20 protein-coding genes are annotated in these 22,272 nt (G+C 64.8%); 8 read left to right on the forward strand and 12 right to left on the reverse strand.

Annotation, left to right across the window (positions count from 1 at the left end):
* Nucleotides 1-16: 16 nt before the first annotated feature.
* The 4 genes from hslO to rfaD form a co-directional block, all read right to left on the reverse strand.
* Nucleotides 17-946, reverse strand: coding sequence for an Hsp33 family molecular chaperone HslO (gene hslO, locus RSPPHO_RS16600; RefSeq protein WP_242390533.1), 930 nt, complete (start codon nucleotides 944-946; stop codon nucleotides 17-19).
* Nucleotides 931-1,857: an ornithine carbamoyltransferase gene (argF, locus tag RSPPHO_RS16605; protein WP_041796070.1), complete on the reverse strand. Its 927-nt coding sequence runs from the start codon at nucleotides 1,855-1,857 to the stop codon at nucleotides 931-933. The genes hslO and argF overlap by 16 nt, the downstream gene beginning before the upstream one ends.
* 1 nt (nucleotide 1,858) lies before the next feature.
* Nucleotides 1,859-3,052, reverse strand: coding sequence for an aspartate aminotransferase family protein (locus tag RSPPHO_RS16610; RefSeq protein WP_014416353.1), 1,194 nt, complete (start codon nucleotides 3,050-3,052; stop codon nucleotides 1,859-1,861).
* A gap of 111 nt (nucleotides 3,053-3,163) precedes the next feature.
* Nucleotides 3,164-4,150, reverse strand: coding sequence for an ADP-glyceromanno-heptose 6-epimerase (gene rfaD / locus RSPPHO_RS16615; RefSeq protein WP_014416355.1), 987 nt, complete (start codon nucleotides 4,148-4,150; stop codon nucleotides 3,164-3,166).
* Nucleotides 4,151-4,376: 226 nt separating this feature from the next.
* Here rfaD and RSPPHO_RS16620 point away from each other — a divergent pair, with 226 nt between their 5' ends.
* The 3 genes from RSPPHO_RS16620 to proC all read left to right on the forward strand — a co-directional run bounded on the left by RSPPHO_RS16620 (nucleotide 4,377) and on the right by proC (nucleotide 6,175).
* Nucleotides 4,377-4,730, forward strand: a complete 354-nt coding sequence (locus RSPPHO_RS16620) for an accessory factor UbiK family protein (RefSeq protein WP_041796074.1) — start codon at nucleotides 4,377-4,379, stop codon at nucleotides 4,728-4,730.
* A 123-nt stretch (nucleotides 4,731-4,853) separates the two neighbouring features.
* Entirely contained in the window at nucleotides 4,854-5,354 is a 501-nt protein-coding gene (locus tag RSPPHO_RS16625) for a type III secretion system chaperone family protein (protein WP_041796076.1), read from the forward strand.
* A gap of 2 nt (nucleotides 5,355-5,356) precedes the next feature.
* Nucleotides 5,357-6,175, forward strand: a complete 819-nt coding sequence (gene proC / locus RSPPHO_RS16630) for a pyrroline-5-carboxylate reductase (RefSeq protein ID WP_041796078.1) — start codon at nucleotides 5,357-5,359, stop codon at nucleotides 6,173-6,175.
* A gap of 61 nt (nucleotides 6,176-6,236) precedes the next feature.
* Here proC and RSPPHO_RS16635 read toward each other — a convergent pair whose 3' ends face one another.
* The 4 genes from RSPPHO_RS16635 to RSPPHO_RS16650 all read right to left on the reverse strand — a co-directional run bounded on the left by RSPPHO_RS16635 (nucleotide 6,237) and on the right by RSPPHO_RS16650 (nucleotide 9,734).
* A complete protein-coding gene (locus RSPPHO_RS16635) occupies nucleotides 6,237-7,022 on the reverse strand; it encodes a sensor histidine kinase (RefSeq protein WP_014416359.1) in 786 nt (261 codons plus the stop codon).
* Entirely contained in the window at nucleotides 6,952-7,941 is a 990-nt protein-coding gene (locus RSPPHO_RS16640; RefSeq protein ID WP_041796081.1) for a GAF domain-containing protein, read from the reverse strand. Before RSPPHO_RS16640 ends, RSPPHO_RS16635 begins: the two co-directional genes overlap by 71 nt.
* Nucleotides 7,942-8,084: 143 nt before the next feature.
* Nucleotides 8,085-8,477: a response regulator gene (locus tag RSPPHO_RS16645; protein ID WP_041796084.1), complete on the reverse strand. Its 393-nt coding sequence runs from the start codon at nucleotides 8,475-8,477 to the stop codon at nucleotides 8,085-8,087.
* Between the two features lie 45 nt (nucleotides 8,478-8,522).
* Nucleotides 8,523-9,734: a methyl-accepting chemotaxis protein gene (locus RSPPHO_RS16650; protein ID WP_041796086.1), complete on the reverse strand. Its 1,212-nt coding sequence runs from the start codon at nucleotides 9,732-9,734 to the stop codon at nucleotides 8,523-8,525.
* A 956-nt stretch (nucleotides 9,735-10,690) separates the two neighbouring features.
* Between RSPPHO_RS16650 and RSPPHO_RS16655 the strand changes: the two genes are divergently transcribed.
* From RSPPHO_RS16655 to glmM, 4 genes are all read left to right on the forward strand, one after another.
* Nucleotides 10,691-11,194: a hypothetical protein gene (locus RSPPHO_RS16655; protein ID WP_162138071.1), complete on the forward strand. Its 504-nt coding sequence runs from the start codon at nucleotides 10,691-10,693 to the stop codon at nucleotides 11,192-11,194.
* Between the two features lie 85 nt (nucleotides 11,195-11,279).
* On the forward strand, nucleotides 11,280-13,193 hold the full coding sequence (gene ftsH / locus RSPPHO_RS16660) for an ATP-dependent zinc metalloprotease FtsH (RefSeq protein ID WP_041796090.1): 1,914 nt from the start codon (nucleotides 11,280-11,282) through the stop codon (nucleotides 13,191-13,193).
* A gap of 4 nt (nucleotides 13,194-13,197) precedes the next feature.
* Nucleotides 13,198-14,370 carry a dihydropteroate synthase gene (gene folP / locus RSPPHO_RS16665; protein ID WP_157879288.1) on the forward strand — a complete coding sequence of 391 codons (1,173 nt, stop codon included), beginning with the start codon at nucleotides 13,198-13,200 and terminating at the stop codon, nucleotides 14,368-14,370.
* Nucleotides 14,371-14,427: 57 nt separating this feature from the next.
* Nucleotides 14,428-15,774 (forward strand): phosphoglucosamine mutase, encoded by a 1,347-nt coding sequence (gene glmM / locus RSPPHO_RS16670; RefSeq protein WP_014416365.1) that lies wholly within the window; start codon nucleotides 14,428-14,430, stop codon nucleotides 15,772-15,774.
* A gap of 58 nt (nucleotides 15,775-15,832) precedes the next feature.
* Here glmM and RSPPHO_RS16675 read toward each other — a convergent pair whose 3' ends face one another.
* Nucleotides 15,833-17,851 carry a methyl-accepting chemotaxis protein gene (locus RSPPHO_RS16675; RefSeq protein ID WP_157879289.1) on the reverse strand — a complete coding sequence of 673 codons (2,019 nt, stop codon included), beginning with the start codon at nucleotides 17,849-17,851 and terminating at the stop codon, nucleotides 15,833-15,835.
* Between the two features lie 149 nt (nucleotides 17,852-18,000).
* A complete protein-coding gene (locus tag RSPPHO_RS16680) occupies nucleotides 18,001-18,585 on the reverse strand; it encodes an acetate uptake transporter (protein ID WP_014416367.1) in 585 nt (194 codons plus the stop codon).
* A gap of 762 nt (nucleotides 18,586-19,347) precedes the next feature.
* Between RSPPHO_RS16680 and dinB the strand changes: the two genes are divergently transcribed.
* Nucleotides 19,348-20,397 carry a DNA polymerase IV gene (gene dinB, locus RSPPHO_RS16685; RefSeq protein ID WP_014416368.1) on the forward strand — a complete coding sequence of 350 codons (1,050 nt, stop codon included), beginning with the start codon at nucleotides 19,348-19,350 and terminating at the stop codon, nucleotides 20,395-20,397.
* Nucleotides 20,398-20,513: 116 nt separating this feature from the next.
* On the opposite strand, the gene RSPPHO_RS16690 is transcribed toward dinB, so the two are convergent.
* Both RSPPHO_RS16690 and RSPPHO_RS16695 read right to left on the reverse strand, forming a co-directional pair.
* Nucleotides 20,514-20,975, reverse strand: a complete 462-nt coding sequence (locus tag RSPPHO_RS16690) for a LysM peptidoglycan-binding domain-containing protein (RefSeq protein ID WP_014416369.1) — start codon at nucleotides 20,973-20,975, stop codon at nucleotides 20,514-20,516.
* Between the two features lie 22 nt (nucleotides 20,976-20,997).
* Nucleotides 20,998-22,149 (reverse strand): SPOR domain-containing protein, encoded by a 1,152-nt coding sequence (locus RSPPHO_RS16695; protein ID WP_014416370.1) that lies wholly within the window; start codon nucleotides 22,147-22,149, stop codon nucleotides 20,998-21,000.
* Nucleotides 22,150-22,272: the final 123 nt, after the last annotated feature.

Raw genomic sequence — 22,272 nt, forward strand, 5'->3', positions numbered from 1 at the left:
AGGGTTGGGGAAGCCCTCAGGCTGGTCCCGATGGATCCTCGTCGGCCAGATCCGCGAGATCCTGAAGCGTCAGGGCATAGGTTGCTTTGCAAAACTCACAGGTCACGTCAATGCTTCCTTCCCGGGCCAGATCGTCAAGATCCGCCTGGGGCAGGGTCAGGAGCGCGCGTCCGACCTTGCGGCGCGAACACCGACAGCCATAGAACACCGGGCGCGGCGCCGCCAGACGCAAGTCTGCGCCATGGAAGGGGCGCCGGAGCAAGGTCTCGGGATCTAGGGTCGTGTCGAGCATTTCGTCGGAGCGCAGCGAGGCCATGAGAACACTGGCGGTTTGCCACGCGTCGTCCCAGTCCTCGCCGTCGCGTCCGCCCGCTTCGGCCGGCATGCGCTGGAGCAACAAGGCACTGGCCCGCCAGGGCTGGGATTCGTCTGCGGGCGCCACCGCGACCAGGAGCCGGGTTGCGACCTGCTCTGAGACATCGAAATAGGTCTGAACGCAGGCGGCCAGGGTCTCGCCTTCCAGTCCGACGATGCCCTGGTAGCGCTCGGTGTGGGCGCCCTGGTCCACGGTAAAGGCCAGATGCCCCCGGCCGACCAAGGCCGCCAGCGACGCGTCCTCAGGCAGGGCGGCAAGGCGGGTCTCGTCGAAGCGGGCCACGGCCCGGATCATGCCGGCGCTGGTGACATCGGCGACCAGGGTGCGCACCGGGCCGTCGCCTTGGATTTGCAAGGTGAACACGCCCTCGTACTTCAGGGCCGAGGCGAGCACGATGCCCAGGACGACGGTCTCGGCGACCAGCCGGGCGACCGGGGCGGGATAGGCATGGGGCTCGATGCAATCGGCCACCGCCCGGCCACAGCGCACCAGCCGGCCCCGGAACACGCCCGAGGCCAGATGGAACGGCAGCACCATGTTGTCGGCAAACGAGGTCACGACAAGCACCACGCCAAGATGGCCTTCTGGGCGTGCAGGCGGTTTTCCGCCTCGTCCCAGACGACGGACTGGGGCCCGTCGATCACCTCGCTCGTGACCTCCTCGCCGCGGTGGGCGGGCAGGCAGTGCAAGAACAAGGCGCTGTCCTTGGCCCGGTCCATGAGGGCTTGGTTCACCTGATAGGCCGCGAAGACCCGGGCGCGGCGCTCGCGCTCGTCCTCGCTGGTGCTCATCGACATCCAGGTGTCGGTGATGACGCAATCGGCCTGGGCCACGGCCGCCTCGGGATCGCGGGTCAGGGTCACGGCCGCGCCTTGGGCCTGGGCCCAGGCCAGGACCTGGGCGGGCGGATCGAAGCCTTCGGGGCAGGCCAGGCGCATCTCGAAGCCGAAATGGGTCGCTGCCTTGATCCACGAGACCGCGACGTTGTTGCCATCGCCGACCCAGGTCGCCACCAAGCCGTCGAGCGAGCCGCGGCGTTCCTCGACCGTCATCAGGTCGGCCATGATCTGGCAGGGGTGGGACAGGCTGGTCAGGCCGTTGATCACCGGCACCGAGGCATGGCGCGCCAGATCGTCGAGCTTTTCCGGGCTGTCGGTACGCAGCATGATGGCATCGACATAGCGTGACAGCACCCGCGCCGTATCCGCCATGGTTTCGCCCCGGCTCAACTGGAGGGCATCGCCGGTCAGCACCAGCACGTCGCCACCCAGCTCGCGCATGCCCACCTCGAAGGATACCCGAGTGCGGGTTGAATTACGTTCGAAGATCAAGGCCAAGGTCCGGCCGACCAGCAGGCGCCGATCGCCGGGGTCGCCCCGACGGGCCTTGAGGGCCGCGCCATGGTCAAGGATCGCGCGCAAGGTGGCCCGATCGAGGGCCGCGAGGTCAGTAAAGTGGCGGATGGGTGGCATCCGGGTCATGTCAGGCGGTCTCCCCGGCCAGACGCGCAGCGGCCCGCGCGATGAGCGAAACGGCGGTGTCGATCTCTTCGGATCCAATGATGAGCGGCGGCAACAGGCGCACGACGTTGTCGGCGGCCGGCACCGCCAGCAGGCCCTCGGTGCGCAAGGCGGCCAGCACGTCGGTGTTGGGCCGGGCACAGGCAAGACCCAGCATCAAGCCGCGTCCGCGCACCCCGGCCAACACCGTGGGATGGGCGGCGACCAGCTCGTCCAATTTCGCGCGCAGCCGTGCCGCGGTGTCGCGCACGCCCGCCAGGAACCCCTCGGCCAGCAAGACATCAAGCACCGCATTGCCCACGGCCATGGCAAGCGGGTTGCCGCCGAAGGTGGTGCCGTGGGTTCCGGCGGTCAGGGCCCGGGCATAGGGCAGGCGTGCAAGGCAGGCCCCCAGCGGGAAGCCAGCGCCCAGGCCCTTGGCCGTGGCCACCACGTCGGGGATGATGCCGTCGGCCTCGTGGGCGAACAAGGTGCCGGTGCGGCCCATGCCGGTCTGCACCTCGTCGAGAATCAACACCAAGCCGTGTTCGTCGGCCAGGGCGCGCAGGCCTGCCAAGTAGCCGGCCGGGGCCGGATGCAAGCCGCCTTCGCCCTGGATCGGCTCGACCAGAATGGACCCGGTGGCCGGCGTGATAGCGGCGCGGGCTGCCTCCAGGTCGCCATAGGGCACCCGGTCGAAGCCCTCGACCAGGGGCTCGAAACCGTGGGTGTGCTTTTCCTGGCCGCCGGCGGCAATGGTCGCCAGGGTCCGGCCATGAAAGGCGTTGCGGGTCACCAAGGTGCGCCAGCGCACCGGGCCGCCCAGCCGGTCGTGCTGATAGCGCCGGGCCAGTTTCAAGCTGGCTTCGATCGCCTCGGCACCGGAGTTGCAAAACAAGACGGAATCAGCGAAAGAAGCCGCCACCAGCCGCTCGGCCAAGCGCTCCTGGCCCGGAATGCGAAACAGGTTGGAGGTATGCCAGATCTTGCCAGCCTGCTCGGTCAGGGCCGCCACCAAGGCGGGGTGGGCGTGGCCGAGCGCGGTCACGGCGATGCCTGACGCGAAATCCAGGTATCGTCGCCCGTCCGTAGCGAAGAGCCAAGCGCCTTCGCCCCGGTCGAACGACAGGTCCACGCGGGCATAGGTGGGCATCAAAGCCGGAATGGTTGACATCATGTTCTCGCGTCAGGGGGTCCCCGGGGGACCGCGAAAGCTTCCGCACGGGGTGCCCGAAAAACAGGCCCCCTCGGAAGAAAGCGAGTGTTATTGCGCCCTGCGCGTCCGATGTCAACGGAAGGGGTCGTCTTGCTCCAAATAGTCTTGGATATAGCGCCGCACGCCCTCTTCGAGAGCGGTAAAGGGCTGGCGGTACCCGGCCTCGCGCAGCTTGTCCATGCGCGCCTCGGTAAAATACTGATAGCGCGGCCGCAAGGTCTCGGGCATGTCGCGATAGGTTATCCGGGGCTCCTGGCCCAGAGCCCGGTACACCGCGCTCGCCAAATCGGCAAAAGAACGGGCCGTTCCGGTGCCCAGGTTGTAAAGCCCGCTCGGCGCCGGGGTTTCCAAGAACCACAGCATGACCTGGACAATGTCCTCGACCCAAATGAAATCGCGTCGCTGCCCGCCATCGGCATAGTCGGGGTGATGCGACTTGAACAAGGCAAAGGCCTCGCCTTGGCGCGCGATGGGGTGGATCTGATGCACGACCGAGCGCATCGAGTCCTTGTGCGTCTCGTTGGGGCCGTAGACGTTAAAAAACTTGAACCCGGCCCAGCGCGGCGGCGTCGGCCGGCCGGCCTCGACCAGGGTGCACAGGCGGCGGTCCACCATATGCTTGGACCAGCCATAGGGGTTGAGTGGCCGCAAACGCGCCAGCGCCGGACTGCTGAAGGTATCGTCGAACCCTTCTCGCCCGTCGCCATACGTTGCGGCGCTGCTGGCATAAAAGAACGGCACTTCGTGGCAGGTGCACCAGTCCCACAGGTCGAGAGTCAAGCGGATATTGGTCGCGACAATCAAATCGGCATTGGTCTCGGTGGTCGCCGAAATCGCGCCCATATGAAAAATCGCGGTAATATTGCTGGCGTGGCGATCAAGAAGCGGCGGGAGGGCCGCAGGCGCCACCACATCGGCAAGGCTGCGCTTGGCGATATTGCGCCATTTGTCGCCGTGGCCCAGAAAATCCACGACCACAAGGGGGCCATGGCCCCGTGCCTCCAGGCCGGCCAGGAGGTTGGAGCCAATGAAGCCGGCGCCGCCGGTGACGATGATCATGAACAGAGCCTTCTTGCGCCATGGGAACGACCTGGGTTATAGCGCGCTGGCGAGGTCCTTGCCATCCCCCATGCCGCCCTGCCGAAGGCGGGTTGCATCGGCGCGGGCGGGCCCTCATAATACAGATGGGCGCCGGCCTTTGGTCCCGCGCCCTCCCGGTCTTGAAGAACCGGATCCCGCGCCGGCCGATCGAGCCGGATCCCGGAGGATGTGGAGAAATGAGGGCATGACCCCCAGCAACCGCCTGTTTGACGATCTGTCGCGCCTTGCCGGAGGAGCCGCCGGCGCCCTGGGCGGGCTGCGCGTCGAAGTGGAGACCTTGGTGCGCAGCCGGGTCGAGCGCCTGATGTCCGAAATGGACCTCGTGCGGCGTGAGGATTTCGAGGTGGTGGAAGCCATGGTCCGCGAGGCCCGCGAGCACCAGGAGGCTCTGGAGTCCCGGATCGCCGAGCTGGAAGCCCAACTCGCCCAGCGCTCCGGGGGCCATCCCCGGCGCGGCGCCGCCGCCCAGGCCCACCGCAGCGCTCCGGCCAGTGAGGTCGGCAAGGCCGGTGATGACGCCACCCCGTCCGACGTCTGATCCCTCCGGCGCCTGTCCCGGCCCCGCTTGGCTGTCCGGGCGAGGCTCCCGGCCCCTTTGCCCCCGGCCGGACGCCTCGTGCGCTCCGGCCGTTGTTCTTCCCGTTTTGACGGAGCAGCGGACATGACCACCCTGACCTCGTCCCTGGAATCGTCCGCCTCCAACCCCATCGACATGATCGAAACCATCGCCGCCTGCAAGGATTGGACCTTCGAGCGGCGCGGCGATCAGGAAATGGCAGTCGAAGTCCCCGGCCACTGGTGCGATTACGGCCTGTTCTTCGCTTGGTCGGAGGACCTGGATGCCTTGCACTTCTCCTGCGCCTTCGACATGCGCGCCCCTCGCACCCGGCGCGGCGAAATCCTGGAGCTTCTCGCGCTGCTCAATGAGCGCTTGTGGCTGGGGCATTTCGCCCTGTGGACGGAAACCGGCATTCCCATGTTCCGCCATACCGTCTTGCTCTCGGGCCAGGACCTGAACCGGGGCGCGGTCGAAGAACTGGTGGACATCGCGCTTGGCGAGTGCGAGCGCTTTTACCCGGCGTTCCAGTTCGCCATCTGGGGCGGCAAGTCGGCCCAGGAGGCCATCGACGCCGCTTTGCTCGAAACCGTGGGAGAAGCGTGATCATGGCCGATCCGCTGAAGGGTCTGTCCGTGCTGCTGGTCGGCTGCGGCAAAATGGGCGGCGCCATGCTGCTGGGCTGGCTCGGCCAGGGCTTGGCGCGCGAAAACGTGGTCGTCGTCGATCCCGGTGCCGGGACCTCGGTTCCCGAGGGCGTGCGCAGCGTCACCCCCGAAGAAGCCGCCCACCTGACGCCTCGGCCCGACCTGTGCGTCGTCGCCGTCAAGCCCCAGACCATCAAAACCGTCCTGCCTGCCTATGCCGCGTTGGCTGCCCAGGGCACCACGTTTCTCTCGGTAGCCGCCGGAACTACGCTGGCCGGCCTGGATCAGGCGTTGGGGGGCAACGCCGCCGTGGTCCGCGCCATGCCCAACACCCCGGCCGCCATCGGGCGCGGGATGAGCGTGCTCGTCGCCAATGATCGGGTCTCGGACGTGGCCCGTGCCGCCGCGGAAGCCTTGATGCGCGCCGTGGGCACCGTGGCCTGGGTCGAGGACGAAGCCCTGATCGACGCCGTCACCGCCGTCTCCGGCAGCGGCCCGGCCTATGTCTTTTTGCTGGTCGAGACCTTGGCCGAGGCGGGACGCGCCGCCGGCCTGCCGGGCGATCTGGCCGACCTGCTGGCCCGTCAGACCGTGACCGGCGCCGGGGCCCTGCTCGACGCCATGCCCGACGATCCGGCGACCTTGCGGCGCAATGTGACGAGCCCCGGCGGCACCACCGCCGCCGCCTTGGACGTCCTGATGGCCGAGGATGCCCTCGCCCCCCTGATGCGCCGCGCCATCCTAGCCGCCCAACACCGCTCCCGCGAACTGGCCTCCTGATCCCTCACGGGACAAAGGGGTCTGGGGAGGCTCGCCTCCCCAGCCTGCCGTTCTTTACGGGTCAGTCTCCCCCCAGGGCTTTCAACCGCACCCCCTGGCGCAAGCAGGCCTCCCGCCGGCCCAGCGGACAGGCCCCTGGGGTTTCGGGGTGCCACCCCGGCCCGATCCGGGGCAGGCGCACCCGCACCTCCGTCCCCCGGCCTACACCGGTGGTCAAGAAGATCTGGCCACACCACCCCTCGACAATGCCTTGGGCGATCGCCAGCCCCAGCCCCCGTCCTTCCCCCGCTCCCCGGGTGGAATAGAACGGCGCAAACGCGTTGGTCGCGACCTCCGGGGGCATGCCGGTGCCGTGGTCTTGCACGATGAGGTCCAGGGCCGGAACCCCAGCACCGGCATTTTGGCACAAGGGCGCCGGGTCAAGAGGAGGCGCTGCCTGCACGTGAACATGCACGCATCCTTGCCCCCCTTGGGCCTCCCAGGCATTGCGCAGTAAAATTCCCAGCAAATCCTCCAGGCCTTCCCGATCCGCGACCACGTCGCCGGTGTCCTGCGCCATCCCCAGATCAATTTCAAGGGTCGGCAGCGTCCGGTGGAGACGCGCCAGCGCCGCCTCGATCGCCGGTCCGATCGCCAGGGAGGTGGTCACCGGCCGATGACGGCGGGCGTAGCGTTCCACTTGGCGCACAAACTCGGCGGCGTGGGTGGCGGCGGTCTGGATTTCGGTCAGGAAGTCGTGGGTCTCCGAGGTGCTCTCGGTGATCATCAAGCCCAGTTCAGCATATCCGCTGATCGGTTGCAGCAGGTTGTTCACTTCGTGGGCGATGCCGCCGGCCAGTTGCCCCAAGGTTTCGGTGGTGGCGAGAGCGCGGGTTGTTCGGGCCCGCTGCTGACTTGCTAAGGTCCGCTCCGGGCCTCCCCCCCCAGTGTTCGGTCACAATCCCCAGGCTTTGGCGCACCGGGGCCGGCAGAGGCCGGGGGGTGGGATGCTCGGCGATCACCAGTCCCCAAACCGCATCTCCCTCCAGCAAGGGGAGGGCGAGAAGGGCGCCCGCTTCGGGTTTCCGGGAGAGGCAAAAGCCCGCCGGAGCGGTCGCCGACGAGACGTCCACATGGTCAAAGCACGCCGGGTGAAAACATCGGGACGTCCCGACGCCATCGGGAAGGTATAACAGGCGGCTGCGTCCAGGAAAAAGCTCAGGAGGAAAGGGCAGGGCGTCCGGGCCTGGGGGGCCGGCCTCTAGGATCATCGGGGAGGAGCCGTCCAGATTGAGGCGGACCAAGCGCACACGGTCATAGCCGCTCAGGACCGCCACGGCATCAAGGGTGGCGCGTGCCAAGGCGGCCGGCGACGGGGCGCGGTGCAGAGTTTGTGTCAGCGGCCAGAGCAAAGAGAGAGGATCATCGAAGGCGGGAGGCTCCGGCACCGGCTCGAGAAGCACGAACAGGTGGCGCTCATCGGCGGTCAGGGTCGCATCAAGCAGATGTCCCTCATGCCGAAAACGACGCCAGTGGGGCAAAGGGCGGTCTTCGGCCACCGGTGCCTGGAGCGGGGACAGCAGGGGCCAGGGGATCACCTCGATGGCCAGACTCCCCAAAGGATCGCGCCCAAGCAAGGCAAGCGCGTTCCCAGCCCATGCCAAGACTTCCCCCGATCCCCGCCCGACAAGGATCAAGGCGCTGAGTGTGTCGGGCAGGAAAACCGAGGCGTCGGATTGGTGGTTATGCGAATCAGGAGGCAGGGAGAGAGACGGCCATGACAGCATGCGCAAGCCCTTTGGTGTGAAGCACTAAGACGGAAAGCGCTCTGATCATGAGCGGCAGGTCCCCGGGGCCGGGGACGACCGACCCGGGGGAGGAGGGCTAGAGCGAGACCTGAACGGCCGGAACCGCTTTGACTGGATCGGATTTAACGCGCGGCGCTCTCGCGAACGGAGCAAAGCGCTTGATCGACCGCGCCAAGGAGATCCTGGCGTGTCACCGGCTTCATGAGGACAGAGACGGCGCCGGCGGCCAGGGCCACCTCCAGGCTATCGGTCTCGGTGATGCCGGGGCTGCCGCCGGTTATGGCAATGACGGGGAGGCGAGGGCGGCGTTGGGCTAGGGTTCGAATCAAGGTGCGTCCATCCGCCTCTGGCATCCACAAATCGGTGATCACAAGATGGACCGGATGGCTCTCAACATGATTCAGTGCGGCTGCGACAGAATCCGTTTGCGCCACCTCATGGCCCACCGAGGCCAAAAACTTGGCCAGTGTGGCTCGGACCAGCCGGACGTCATCAACAAGAAGGATCTGTGCCATGAGAGCTTCCAGGCAAAGGGGGAGTGTGAGTGTACTGCGGTGCAATTAGAAAAGTTCAATCTTGGGCTGTTGTGGCATCAAGGGATGTTGGGAGGACCCTTCCCCCGGCGCTTTTGCGAGAAGAGGCGCGAGCTTGTGGGACAGGCGCGGGCCGCTGGGAGCAGGAGAAGTCTCAGACAAGAGGGTATGGCCAAGATCATCTAAGTGGACGTCGATCACTTGAGTCATCTCAAGAAGGTGCGTCATTGTCTTTTGCACCATATCCTGGAATTGAATACTCCCCAATGTAGAGAGTATCGGTTGGGCAATGATCTCGTTTTCTTGGTGAACTTTTTCCAAGATCTCCCGTTGATGAACAAGAAGAGCTGTAAGATTAGAGGCAAGCCCCCCCAAAGCCTCGGAAACTTGGCTCATCGTATGAGCGTCGGTCCGGGTGCGATGCTCCGACACGGCGTCCAGGCTGGTGTTGATCGTGGACACCAGAGAGTGAACACGCTCCTCCATCTCTCCTCCCAAGCTGTGGACTTCTCCGGCCAAGCGGCGCACTTCACCGGCGACAACCGCAAACCCCCTTCCGGCCTCTCCCACACGGGCCGCTTCAATGGAGGCGTTCAGGGAGAGCATCGTGGTGCGTCGGGCGATCGCGCGCACCGCGTCAATCATCTCAAGAACGTGGGAGGTCTGCTCGCGGGCTTTCCTGCTTTGCACCAGCCCAGCCTCCGCATCCTGAGTTTTACGCTTGGAGAATTCGTCAAGAAGAACTCGACAATCGGCGAGGCGTCGTTCGGTTTGATCGACAATCTCCTCAACGCGAGCCGACGAGCTTGACTGATCAATAAACCGCAAAAGATTGCCTATTCGAGCATCAATATCTTTAAGATTATTGATAATGGTTCGGGAAGCATCGTCAGTTGTCTGAATGATGAGCGACGCATCCTCCCGAACGGCCTCGGCAAACTGGTGGGCGTCCGACAAATCTTGAGCGATGAGGTCGGCAAACGGCACCCAGGTCGGGGGAGGGGGGAGGGATTTCGTGACCTCAACGTGTTCTTTCCCTAAGTCTTCTGGAACAGGTGGTGGGGAGGAGGTCCGAGGAAATAAAAACGTCGTCGCGGCGCTCACCGCGCCAACCAGGGCTGCCGCAACCAAGCCAGGGACGTTTCCCAAGGTGGTTAGGCCAGCAAAGAGACCTGCGGCGACGACCCCTCCGATCCCGGTGGCAAGGGCGATGAACAGAGGAAGACGAACCTCGGCCATGGAATTCACTTTCACTATAAAGAGCTTGGGGGGACGGGCCATCCAGAAGCGTTCAGTGATGGGGCCACATCGCCGCAAGGAGGATCGCGACCGATAAACAGATCTTTGGTTGTTTTGTCATTACAGTAAATATGGTTATATCCCCGGCCTTCTCTTGGCAAGAATCCATTCGTTAGGGGTTGCGGATAGGTACTTTGATATGGATTGAGCCATCGGGTTTGGTCTGCTTCGCCCGCGCGAAATGGTTGGGTTCAGGGAAGCCAAGGCTGGGGAGGCGCGGCCTCCCCAGACCCCTCGATTTTTGGGCTTGCGCTCCCTGAGCGAGGTCCTTATAACCCGCCCTCCCGACGCACCGACAACGGCGCCGAGGGGTTTCGGAGGAGAGTTCTCCGGGTTTTGCAGCGGCTTTTTTCCCTTTGGGAACAACGGCTAAACGGATCCGGGAAAAAGGGCTTGACGCTGAAACGCGGTGGGGAGTAGGTTCTGTCCCTTCCGGGTTGACCGACCGGGTCGGTGTGGCGGCCCTGAAAAAAGTGGTTGACACGGTGGGGCGGTGCTAGTAAAAACCGCCGCCTTGGTGACGACGAACGAAGCATCGGACGATGTGACGGTAGTCGAAACTAAGTGGTTAGTCAATATTGCCGGTTCGCCGGTGTGCTGTTTGACATTGTAAAAGAAAACGCGATCGAAAGAGATGGGCGGGCGGCTCTCGGGGGACCGGCGCTGTCGGAAGAGAGATCTTCCTCAACCGCTCATCTTGAGTAAGACGAAAAGAATATCGACTCGTTCGATACCTTTGAAGTTCTTATGGCCAAGTATAAGTGATTGAGAAAAGGCTCGGCTTTCGAGGTTAACTTGAGAGTTTGATCCTGGCTCAGGACGAACGCTGGCGGCAGGCCTAACACATGCAAGTCGAACGCATCCTTCGGGATGAGTGGCGCACGGGTGAGTAACACGTGGGAACGTACCTTGGAGTACGGAATCGGGCCGAGGGGCGCGACCATCTCGTTGTTTGTCGCGAATGGCGCCGGTCCCATCAAACCGTCACGCCCTTGCCCCCGGGACGTCCCGTGTGGTGGGATGGCCGCTGGCGGATTGAGGCCGAAGATGCGGGGCTGGGCGTGGTGGCACTGGGGCCCCGCGCGGCGGCCGCCCTCTCCTTTGATGGCAGGACGGACGCTCCGCTGGTGGGGAGAGCTTGCCTGCCGGCTCTGGTGGCCCTGCCCGCGCCGCCCGGCCTGCCCCGCCTTGCCGATTCGCCGAAAGGCAAGCCCCCGGGACCGGTCGTGCTGGCCATCCCGGGGCAATGCCTGGCGGGAGTTGGGGAAGATCACGCCCCCAAAAGGGCCCTTGCGGCGGCCTTGCAACGGGTCAAGATGGTACCGGCGCCCAGACTCCCGCTGGTTCCCGTGGGATTGCGGGTTGAGGGAGCGATCGGCCCCCCCTACATTCACCCCTAGCGGCCCTCCTGGGGCTCGACCTGTCCTCCACTCCAGCGGTCCGCTCTGTTGACGGACGCAGCGTGTGGCTCGAAAGGGTAATCACTTGAACATCAGCAGAAACCTGCTCCTGTGGATCATCATCGCCGTTCTTCTGGTGGTGCTGTTCAACCTGTTTCAGACCTCGGCCCCGCAAGGTCCGGTGTCCACCATTCCCTATTCGGACTTCCTGGCCAGCGTTGAAACGCGCGAGGTGCGCGATGTGGTGATCAAGGGCGAATCGATCAGCGGTCATCTCAACAACGGCAGCGCCTTTTCGACCTACGCGCCTTTCGATCCCGAACTGGTCTCGCGCCTGCGCCAAAGCGGGGTGCAGATCTCGGCCAAGCCCATGGAAAGCGACGTTCCCACCTTATGGAGCGTGCTGATCTCCTGGTTCCCCTTCCTTCTTTTGATTGCCGTCTGGGTCTTTTTCATGCGCCAGATGCAGTCAGGCGGCGGCAAGGCCATGGGCTTTGGCAAATCACGGGCCAAGCTCCTGACCGAAAAAACCGGCCGGGTGACCTTCGAGGACGTGGCGGGCATCGACGAATCCAAGCAGGAACTGGAAGAAGTGGTCGAGTTTCTGCGCGACCCGCAGAAATTCCAGCGCCTGGGCGGCAAGATTCCCAAGGGTGTGCTCCTGGTGGGCCCGCCGGGGACCGGTAAAACCTTGCTGGCCCGCGCCATTGCCGGCGAAGCCAACGTTCCCTTCTTCACCATCTCCGGCTCGGATTTTGTGGAAATGTTCGTGGGCGTCGGCGCAAGCCGCGTGCGCGACATGTTCGAGCAGGGCAAAAAGAATGCGCCCTGCCTGATCTTCATCGACGAAATCGACGCGGTCGGCCGCCATCGCGGCGCCGGGCTCGGCGGTGGCAACGATGAGCGCGAGCAAACCCTCAACCAGTTGCTGGTCGAGATGGACGGCTTCGAGGCCAACGAGGGCGTCATCCTCATCGCCGCGACCAACCGCCCCGACGTTCTCGACCCGGCCCTGCTGCGCCCGGGCCGCTTTGACCGTCAGGTCACCGTGCCCAACCCCGACATCATGGGGCGCGAGAAGATCTTGAAGGTTCACATGCGCAAAACGCCGCTGGCGCCTGATGTGGATCCCAAGGTCATTGCCCGGGGCACCCCCGGTTTCTCGGGCGCCGATCTCGCCAACTTGGTGAACGAGGCCGCCTTGCTGGCCGCCCGCAAGGGCAAGCGCGTGGTGACCATGAGCGAGTTCGAGGAGGCCAAGGACAAGGTCCTGATGGGCGCCGAGCGCCGCACCATGGTCATGACCGAGGAAGAAAAGGAAAAGACCGCCTACCACGAGGCCGGCCATGCCCTGGTGGCCCTGAAGCAGGAAAGCCACGATCCCCTGCATAAGGTGACCATCATCCCGCGCGGCCGCGCCTTGGGCGTGACCATGTCGCTCCCCGAGCGCGACCGCTACGGCTACTCGCTCAAGGAACTGAAGGCCCGTATCGCCATGGCCTTTGGTGGTCGCGTCGCCGAGGAACTGGTCTACGGCCCGGAAAACGTCACGACCGGCGCCTCCAACGACATCAAGCAGGCCACGGAAATGGCCCGCCGGATGGTCACCGAGTTCGGCTTCTCGGATAAGCTGGGCCCGCTGCGCTACACCGATAACCAGGAGGAGGTTTTCCTGGGCCACTCGGTGACGCAGCACAAGTCGGTGTCCGACCGGACCGCCAGCCTGATCGACGACGAAATCCGCCTGTTCGTCGAAGAGGGCGAAACCCGGGCCCGCGAAATCCTCACCGCCCATCGCGAGGACCTGGAAACCATCACCCGGGGCCTCCTGGAGTACGAAACCCTGTCGGGCGAAGAGGTGAACCGCCTGCTGCGCGGGGAGCCCCTCAATCGGCCGGAAGAGCCGGCCCCCCAGCCGCCGCGCTCGGGGGGACGCCGGGCTTCGGTGCCGACCAGCGGCCCGGCCGGGTTTGGCAGCCAGCCCCAACCCGGAGCCTGAGCCCATGGCCGCTTTTGCCAAGCGGCCCCTCCCGGACAGCCCCGCCCCCTCGTGGCGGGGCTTCTTCCTTGGGAAGGATGCCCCGGACCCGGCCCAGGCGCTGCGCCTGTGTCCGGTGGACGGCGCCCAGGGACTGGCCGCCCGCGCCCTCCTCGCCTCGGGACAGGCCCGCCCCCTGGCCGGCGACCGAAATCGGGCCTTTACCCACGTCGTTGTGATGCTGCGCCGGCCGGAAACGCCCGAGCAGGTGACCCGCGCGGTGGTGGACCTCAACACTCTCGACGCCTGGGCGCAGGCCGAGGGCGCCCCGGCCCGCTCCACGCTGGAAACCTTGCTCGACCGCCTGAGCCGGCCTCGGCCGCCGTTTGCCGGCTTGACCCTGGAGCCCGGCCGTCTGCGCGTCATGGGGATTGTCAACGTCACCCCGGACAGCTTCTCCGATGGCGGCGACCATGCCAGCCCGGAGGCGGCGGTGCGCCATGGGCTGGCCCTGCGCGCCGCGGGCGCCGACATCTTGGACGTGGGGGGCGAAAGCACCCGCCCCGGCGCCCAGCCCGTTGATCCCGAGACCGAAATCGCCCGAGTGGTCCCGGTGGTGCGCGCCTTGGCCGAGGCGGGCGCGGTGGTCTCCATCGACACCCGCCACCCCCGCACCATGGCGGCGGCATTGGCGGCGGGGGCAGCCATCTTCAACGACATCACGGCCCTCGCCGACCCCGAGGCCTTGACCCTGGCCGCTCAATTGCACGTGCCGACTATTGTCATGCACATGCAAGGCGAACCCCGCACCATGCAGAGCCGTCCTTGCTATGCGGACGCCGCCCTCGACGTTTACGATGCCCTGGAGGGCCATGTGATGCGGGCCCGGGCTGCGGGGCTTGACGATGCGCTGGTGTGCGTCGATCCGGGCTTGGGGTTCGGCAAGGCCCTGGAGCATAATCTCGACATCTTGCGCTGGACGCCCCTGTTGCTGGGCCTGGGGCCGGCGGTGCTGATTGCCGCCAGCCGCAAGCGGTTTATTGGCGCGGTGACAGGGGCCGAGGCGCCGAAGGCCCGCCTGCCGGGATCACTGGCCGTTGCCTTGGCCGCTCAGGCCCAGGGGGCCCATCTTGTGCGTGTGCATGACGTAGCGGAAACGGCGCAGGCCCTGGCGATGGCCGGGGCGCTGCGCTGTTAAGGACGCGGGGCTGCCCGGCGTTCCCGAGTCCAAAGCCTTCTTCGACGAGGACACAACGTGCCAAAACTGTTTGGAACCGATGGGGTGCGGGGTACCGCGAACACGGAGCCGATGACCGCCGAAACCGCCCTGCGCATTGGCATGGCCGCCGGCCACTTGCTGCGCTCCGGCGACCACCGCCACACGGTGGTGATCGGCAAGGACACCCGCTTGTCGGGCTATCTCCTGGAACCGGCCCTGGCGGCGGGGTTCATCAGTGTGGGCATGGACGTGGTGCTGCTGGGCCCCTTGCCCACCCCGGCGGTTGCCCTGCTGACCCGCTCCTTGCGCGCCGACCTTGGGGTGATGATCACCGCCAGTCACAACCCCTTCCAGGACAATGGCATCAAGCTGTTTGGCGCGGATGGCTACAAGCTCTCCGACGCCCAGGAAGACGCCATCGAAGCCCTGGTGGCCAACGGCCTGGACGCTCATCGCGCTGCCCCCGATGAACTGGGCCGGGCCCGACGCCTGGACGATTGCGCCGGCCGCTACATTGAGGTTGCCAAGGGCACCTTCCCGCGCGGACGGCGGCTCGATGGCCTGCGCATCGTCCTCGATTGCGCAAACGGTGCCGCCTACAAGGTCGCGCCACGCATCTTGTGGGAACTGGGCGCCGATGTGGTCACCGTCGGCGTCTCGCCCGATGGCACCAACATCAACCGCGGCTGTGGCTCGCTGCATCCCGATCTGATGGCCGCCACGGTGCGCCACGAACAAGCCCACCTGGGCATCGCGCTCGACGGCGACGCCGACCGGGTGATCTTGTGCAACGAAAAGGGCGAGGTGGTGGACGGCGATCAGGTCCTAGCGCGCATTGGCCTGGACTGGGCGCGCCGGGGTTGCTTGGCTGGCGGCACCGTGGTGGCGACCGTGATGTCCAACTTAGGCCTGGAGCGGTGCTTGGCTGACGCTGGCCTGAAGCTGGTGCGCACCAAGGTCGGCGATCGCCATGTGGTCGAGTGCATGCGCGCGGCCGGCTACACCCTGGGCGGCGAGCAGTCAGGCCACGTGGTGATGAGCGATCATGGAACCACCGGCGACGGCCTGATTGCCGCGTTGCAGGTTCTGGCCTCCTTGGTGGAGACGCAAAAGCCGGCCTCCGAGGTCCTGCGCCTGTTCGACCCCTTGCCCCAGCGCCTGGAAAACGTGCGGGTGGCCGGACGCGATCCGGCCCGCGTCCTGGAGCAGGCCTCGGTCCGCGAGGCGGTGGCGGCGGCGGAAGCGACCCTGGCCGGGACCGGTCGCCTGTTGATCCGCAAGTCGGGCACCGAACCCCTGATCCGCGTGATGGCCGAAGGAGAGGATGAGGGCCTCGTCGTGCGGGTGGTGAAGGAACTGGCCGACGTGGTGCGCCAGACCTGAGAAGACCTCCTCCAAGGGCTGAGGGACCTGGGGAGGCTCGCCTTCCCAGCCTTCCCTTCTATCCACCCAAACGGGTCAGAATGCCCACATCGTGCTCAATGCTGCGCAAAATCACGGTGCGGCTGTTGATTAAGGCCGCCAGCGACGCCAAGACGTCCTCAATGGCGGCGGTATGATGATACACCTCCTGTAAGCCATCGGCCATGCCCTGGAAGCGGTCCTGCGCTTGCGTGAAGCGCGACCGGGTGGTGTTGATATCCTCGCCCAAGGTCCCCAAGGTGGTTTCAATCCCCGAGATGGCCGTTTGGGTGCGGGCCAGGGTGGTTTTGGTGGCCCCGGCCAGATGCTTGACCTCACCGGCCACCACAGCAAAGCCTTTGCCGACACTGCCGGCCCGCGCCGCCTCGATGGTGGCGTTCAGCGCCAGAAGGTTGGTCTGGCTGGCAATCCCATCAATGGTCGCCAGGATCTCGCGCAGCTCGCCCACCGAGCCGCCCAGGTGGGAAAACTGCCGCACCAAGGCATCGGCATCGCCCTCGCTGGTGTCGATCTTGCCATTGTCTGAAATGACCATCTGCACGGACTGGATGGTCTGACGCACCTGGGTGGTCTGAGCGACGGCCCGCTCAATTTGCTCACGCAAGGCCGCGCCCGCAGAAAAATGGTCGATCAGGCGGCGAATCACCTGGGAGCGGAGTTGGTTCAAGATCGTCTGACGCGCCAAGCGTGCCCTGGTAAAATAATCGGAAAAGCGGGCGTAGTGCACAGGAAAACTGTCAAGAAATGGGTCCACACTGTTTCCCGAGGGCTGATCGAAAAAGAACAGTGCGGATAAGGTCTGGTTCACATTGATCCCGAACAGTTCACCAAAGGTGGAAAACCCGGCAACCGGCATGGTAAAGAGCCGATCGAGGCGTCCAAGATCGGTACTATTATTCAAGCGCCGCAAAATACAATCGTTGAGAATCCCTCCCACTGGAGCGGGACGACCGCGGAGAAACGCCTCCAGGTCGCTTTTCGTCTGATCGTAAAAGTCGGTGGGCTCCAGAAGCAGCAGGGTATCGCCGGGATTGACGTCGCAGAAAAAGCCCATGCTGCCGGTCGCCGGGTCAATGCGGGCCACCGAGCGCACGAACAGCTCACCCTCAATTTCGATGCCAAACGTCCGCCCTCCCAACGCGTCCCCCACCTTGTCCGCCGTGGTGCCTAGCAACGGCGCGAGGGCGTCGAGGACCGGGATGATCTCCCCGGTCTGGGGATGCAAGGCGCCATGGACTTGGCGCTGGTCCGGGTCGGCATCCGCCACCACCAAGGAGCGGCCGGATTTGCGGAAATTTTGGCTTTTAAAGACGCCGTAGCTTTTATCCGGGGCCAGTTTGAGAAAAATCACCACCGCATGGTTTTCCAGCCCTCGGGTGCCGTCGAAAATCCGCGTTTGGCGAAAGTCAAACGTCCCGCCCGCCGACCCGCCAATGAACAGGCAGGGAAAACGGCCCGACCGATACACCGCCTCCATAAAATAGTTTTCGCTCGACGATAGCCCATCGATGAAGGTCAAGGCCACGGTGGAGCGGCACTCCAGGGGAAAGGGAGGAGGAACCGCCTTCAGGGTTTCCACAAGACGCGCGATCCGGGCCTCGTGGTCCAGGGTCGGGGTGCCCGAGCGAATGTCCTCATTGGGCAGCGCCACCGCCCGGACACAAACCTGCGCGAACAGCGCTCGGGAAAAAGCCTGGACCACCACCCCGGACCATCGGGCCCCCGTGGCGCAGTAGAGAGGGGCATCAGGCCGGCCACACAACTCGCCCGCCGTGCTGATCGCCACCACGGGAGCCGGTGCCGCCAGACGCTGGAGAGCCCGGGTCACCGTGTCGAAATCAACGTGGGGCGAGACATAGGCCAGAACAAGGGCAGCGGGGTCCTCGCCAAAACGCAAGGAGGCCTCGCTCACGCCGGACAGTCCCGCATCACTGGAGAGGATCCGCAGCAACGGGGCCACGGGAGGAGGCGGTGGAGGCGGCTCTCGGTGGGAGACGGGGATCTCTGCCGGGGTTGGAGGACGGGGGCGGAAAAACATCGGGACCTCCACTGAGCCTTTGGTCTACAGCCTTAGATGGGGTCCTTGGTTCTCCCGACAAGGGGGGGCGCCGATCCACAGAACGCGGATGGGGTGGCGTGACAGCCCGCAAAAGGAAAGACTGGGGAGGTGCGGCCTCCCCAGGTTCCTCAGTGGACCAGCGGCTTGCCCACCGGCAAGATGTCGCGGCCGAACAGGTCGAGGAAGATGATGTGGGCCATCATGTACCACGCCAGCAAGGCGCAGAGGCTGAGATCAACCCCAGCCCACCAGCCCAGGCTTTCGCCAAAGCCAAATTTCTCCAAGACCAGCAAAACAAAGCCGATCTCAAGCGTGGTGAAGGTCAGGAACATGGCCATGTGAACCCGCGCCGACGCCACCCACAAAATAGCGGTGTACAAAGCCCAGGCCAGCAGGAAGAAGCCCACATCGGTGTGGCTCAGGGTGAAAATCTCGAACTTATTGCCCAGGAAAATCCCGACAAGAGCAATCCAGAACGCGCCAAACGAAGTAAAGGCGGTGTAGCCGAAGTTATTGCCGCATTTCTGCTCTTGCAGGCCCGCAATCATCTGGGCCAGACCACCAAAAATCAAGCCGGTCCAGATCACCGGGCCCAAACCAGCCCAACCCAGGTTATGGAACTGCAACAACAGAGTCGTCAGGCCGAAGCCCGCCAGGCCCACCACTCCGGGGTTGCCCAGCTTGGGCGCGGCGGCTTGCGATACAGAGCTCATAGGGGATCTTTCCTCATCCTTGGCGCGGCTCCCTGCCCCGGAAGACCATCTCCCGGGCCGCGCGGTGAGGGGCGGTAATGTCGGTCTGGCGTTGTTCTGTCAAGGCTCCCGGTATTTCACGAGACGAACGCGTCCTTCCCCTTGGGGAAAGGGGAAGTAGAAGAATCGTTACGTGTCAACGGCCTCTAGGGAAAGGAACCATCGCGCCTCTAGGGAAGGGCGCAATAAAAATACCCTCCCGGCGCCTTTTGTTTGGTCGAGGCGATAATCGTCAAAGAGTTATTTTTTGCAAACATTCGCGTAAAAATATTAGCTTTCCGGTGCGGCGCGGCAGGTTTTGACGCAGTCCCAGCCCCCCACTCCCGTCCTTCCCCTAAGGGAACCTGCCCCGCCGGGCGGACAATGGAAAAATATTGCGCGCCCCCACCATATTCACTTTATGTTCTCACTGATTGGTCAGCCTCCGAGGCGGCCGACTCATTTCTCGCCGCAGGGCCATTGCGGTGACGAGGGAGGCTGGGAAGGCGGGGCCTCCCCAGACCCCGCCCTTCCCTGGGGGACCCCCGCCTCGTCCGAAGCCGCAGTGTCAATGAGGGGTCTGGGGAGGCCTCGCCTCCCCAGCCTTCTCTTTTTATCTTTCCCGCGTTCCAGCTTCCTCCATCCGATTCCAGACTCCACCCCGCCCCCTCTTGAACATCATGAACAATTCCATACAATTATGCCCCAGAGGGTTCTCCCGCACCGGCGGAATAAAGTGGAGCCATGTCGGACCTTGAGGATGAGGTCGGGGAGTCTCAGACAGAGCGCACGATCCGTAAAATCATCCATATCGATATGGATGCATTCTACGCCTCGGTCGAGCAAAGAGACTCTCCTGAATTAAGAGGCAAGCCGGTTGCCGTTGGGGGAGCGGCGGCGCGGGGCGTGGTAGCCGCCGCCAGCTATGAGGCCCGGGCCTACGGGGTCCGTTCAGCCATGCCCTCGGTCACGGCCAAACGGCGCTGCCCGGCTCTGATCTTTGTCAGGCCGCGCTTTGATGTCTATCGCGCCGTCTCCACCCAAATCCGGGACATCTTCGCCGAGCACACCGATCTGATCGAGCCGTTGTCCCTGGATGAAGCGTATCTGGATGTTACTGAGAACAAAAGGGGAATTCCTCATGCGACCACCCTCGCGCAGCTCATCCGCCAGCGTATCCGGGAGGTCACGGGGTTGAATGCCTCAGCCGGCATCAGTTACTGCAAGTTCCTCGCCAAGATGGCAAGCGATCTGAACAAGCCCAACGGGCAAGCGGTCATCCCCCCGGCCCGGGGCCCTCAGTTTGTCGCCCAGTTGCCGGTGAAGAAGTTTCATGGGATCGGCCCGGCAACGGCCGCGAAGATGGAACACCTCGGCATTCTGACCGGTGCGGACTTGCGGGCCCACTCCATCGAGTTCCTACGCGCGCACTTTGGCAAATCGGGAGGATGGTACTATCAAATCTCGCGCGGCATCGACGACCGCCCGGTTGAACCCCACCGGGAGCGCAAATCCATCGGGGCCGAGGATACCTTTCCCGAGGACATTTTCTCTCTTGCCCCGGCTCGGCGCGAAATTGGGGATCTGGCGGCCAAAGTCTGGCACCATGGCGAGGCGAAAGGCCTGACGGGGCGCACCGTGACGCTCAAGGTCAAATACGCCGATTTTCACCAAGTCACCCGCAGCCGCACCCTCGACCACCCCGTGCGCGAGGCGGCCGAGTTGGCGGCCATCGCGTTGGAGCTTCTCGCTCCCCTCTTCCCGCCCCCCAGGGCGTGCGCCTCCTGGGGGTGACCCTATCCTCGCTGGAACCAAAAAGAGACGCCCCGGTCGCGTGGCAACTCAGCCTAGGCCTATGACGTGTCGCTCGGGGAACGCGAGGCTGCCGCGCCCCACGTTCCCCGCAACCGTCAAGGCCGCCGGGGCAACCACAAGGTTTGATAGGCGGCGAAGGGCTTGCTCTCATCGACCCAGGGATTGAGGGCCTTCAGAACGCTGACACTTGTCTCTTCACGCGCGGCAAAAGAGGCCAGGGTGTCGCCGGCCTGCGCCATGCCGCGATGGATGGGAAAGTCGGCGTGGCCCCCGATTTCGCGCGGCACCATGGTTTCCTCCATGATCTTGCGCTGTTGGGCCAGGGCTTCCCGGGCGGCGTCGCGCTCAAGCTCCAAAGGCCCCAGGCGGTCCTCCAAGCTCTGCCGCTCTTCTTCCAGCAAGGCCAGGGCCGCCCGTAACCGCGTGACTTCCAAGGACAGCTCGGCCAAGCGGATTTCACGCTGGGTCAGGGCCGTGTAAGACCACAAGGCCCCTCCCCCCAAACCGGCCGCCAGCAAGGCAACCGCCAGAACCAGGACGGCCGTACCGGTTCGCATGCTCGTTCTCCTTTGGCCTTGTTCACTCCAAGGCCGTGATATGACAGTGGACCTTCAGATCTTCGATTTTCCCGCAAAGGTCGTGGGCTCGACTCCGGTCGATGGGGTGGGCAAAAACCCGGAAAAACACCCCCTTGCCCGGCAGATCGACGGTGCGAATGGCTGGCTTCAATCCCGCGAGGAGATCGGGATGGCGCTCCATCATTTCGCCCCAGCCCCGACGGGCCCCGGCCTCGGTGCGAAACGCTGCAAGCTGCAAACCAAGGTCGTCGGCGGGAGCGTCGGCCGCCGGCTTGGGGGCCTCGGGAGCCGGCAAGGCTTTGGGGGTCGCCGTGGCGCCGGCCACCAGCGTGGTCTTGGGGGGAACTGCCGGGGGGGACTGAGACGAGAGGGGCTGAGACGGGAGGGGCTGAGACGGGAGGGGCTGAGACGGGAGGGGCACTGCCGCAACGACGGGAGCCACCGACGGAGCCTTAGCGAGTTTGGCTTGGGGCGCCGCCAGCGTTGCCTGGGCAATCCCGGACGCGACAGGGCCCTGGGCTTGGTTGGCAAAGGCGAGAAGACTGCGCTCCTCCAGAGTCTGGCCTTGTCGGCTCAAGGCGCGCCGCACCACATAGCCCACCGATGGCGCATAAAAGGCGGTGACCCGCAAGCCGTCGTCCCGATCACACGCCACGGGATAGACCTCGAAGCGCCCGGCTGGGACCTCCAGACTGGTAGAGGCCTCGGCCGTACACGTCCACTTGAAGGACTGGGTGAAGGGGGGTTCATTGAGGCCGATCGCCTCGGAAAACGTGGTGCGCGCCCCGGGACGCAGCGGGAAAAAATCGGTCTCGCGGTGGACAATCCGGGCTACGGACAGGCCTTGCGGGGTGGCTTGGCGCAAGCTGGGCAAGAGGGGATCCAAGGCGGTGATCCGTTCGGCGCCAAGATCCGAGCGCCAGACCACCCGGCCCTTGTCATCAAAGCCCGACACGGTCCAGACCTCGCGCGGGTTATCGAAGGTATAAGTATCCCCCACGGCATAAAGCGGCAGGGCCACCCCTGGTCCGGTTTCCTCGACCCGAGGCGACGCCGTTTCCTCCGTGGCATGGGTCTCTTCGGGGGTCTCCTCCCTAGCACACCCCGCGAGCACGACAGCCACCAGCGCCAAAGACACCTGCTTTCCCGTCATGCCCTGGACCTCCCCGTGTATGGTTCAACCTGTTCCAGATCCGGCAATTGTACGAAAGAAAACCTGGAACACCAGAGGACTCGCCCCATGGCCTTGTTGGAGATGAGATATACCCCGGTCCCT

The organism is Pararhodospirillum photometricum DSM 122 (assembly GCF_000284415.1).
Taxonomy (GTDB): domain Bacteria; phylum Pseudomonadota; class Alphaproteobacteria; order Rhodospirillales; family Rhodospirillaceae; genus Pararhodospirillum; species Pararhodospirillum photometricum.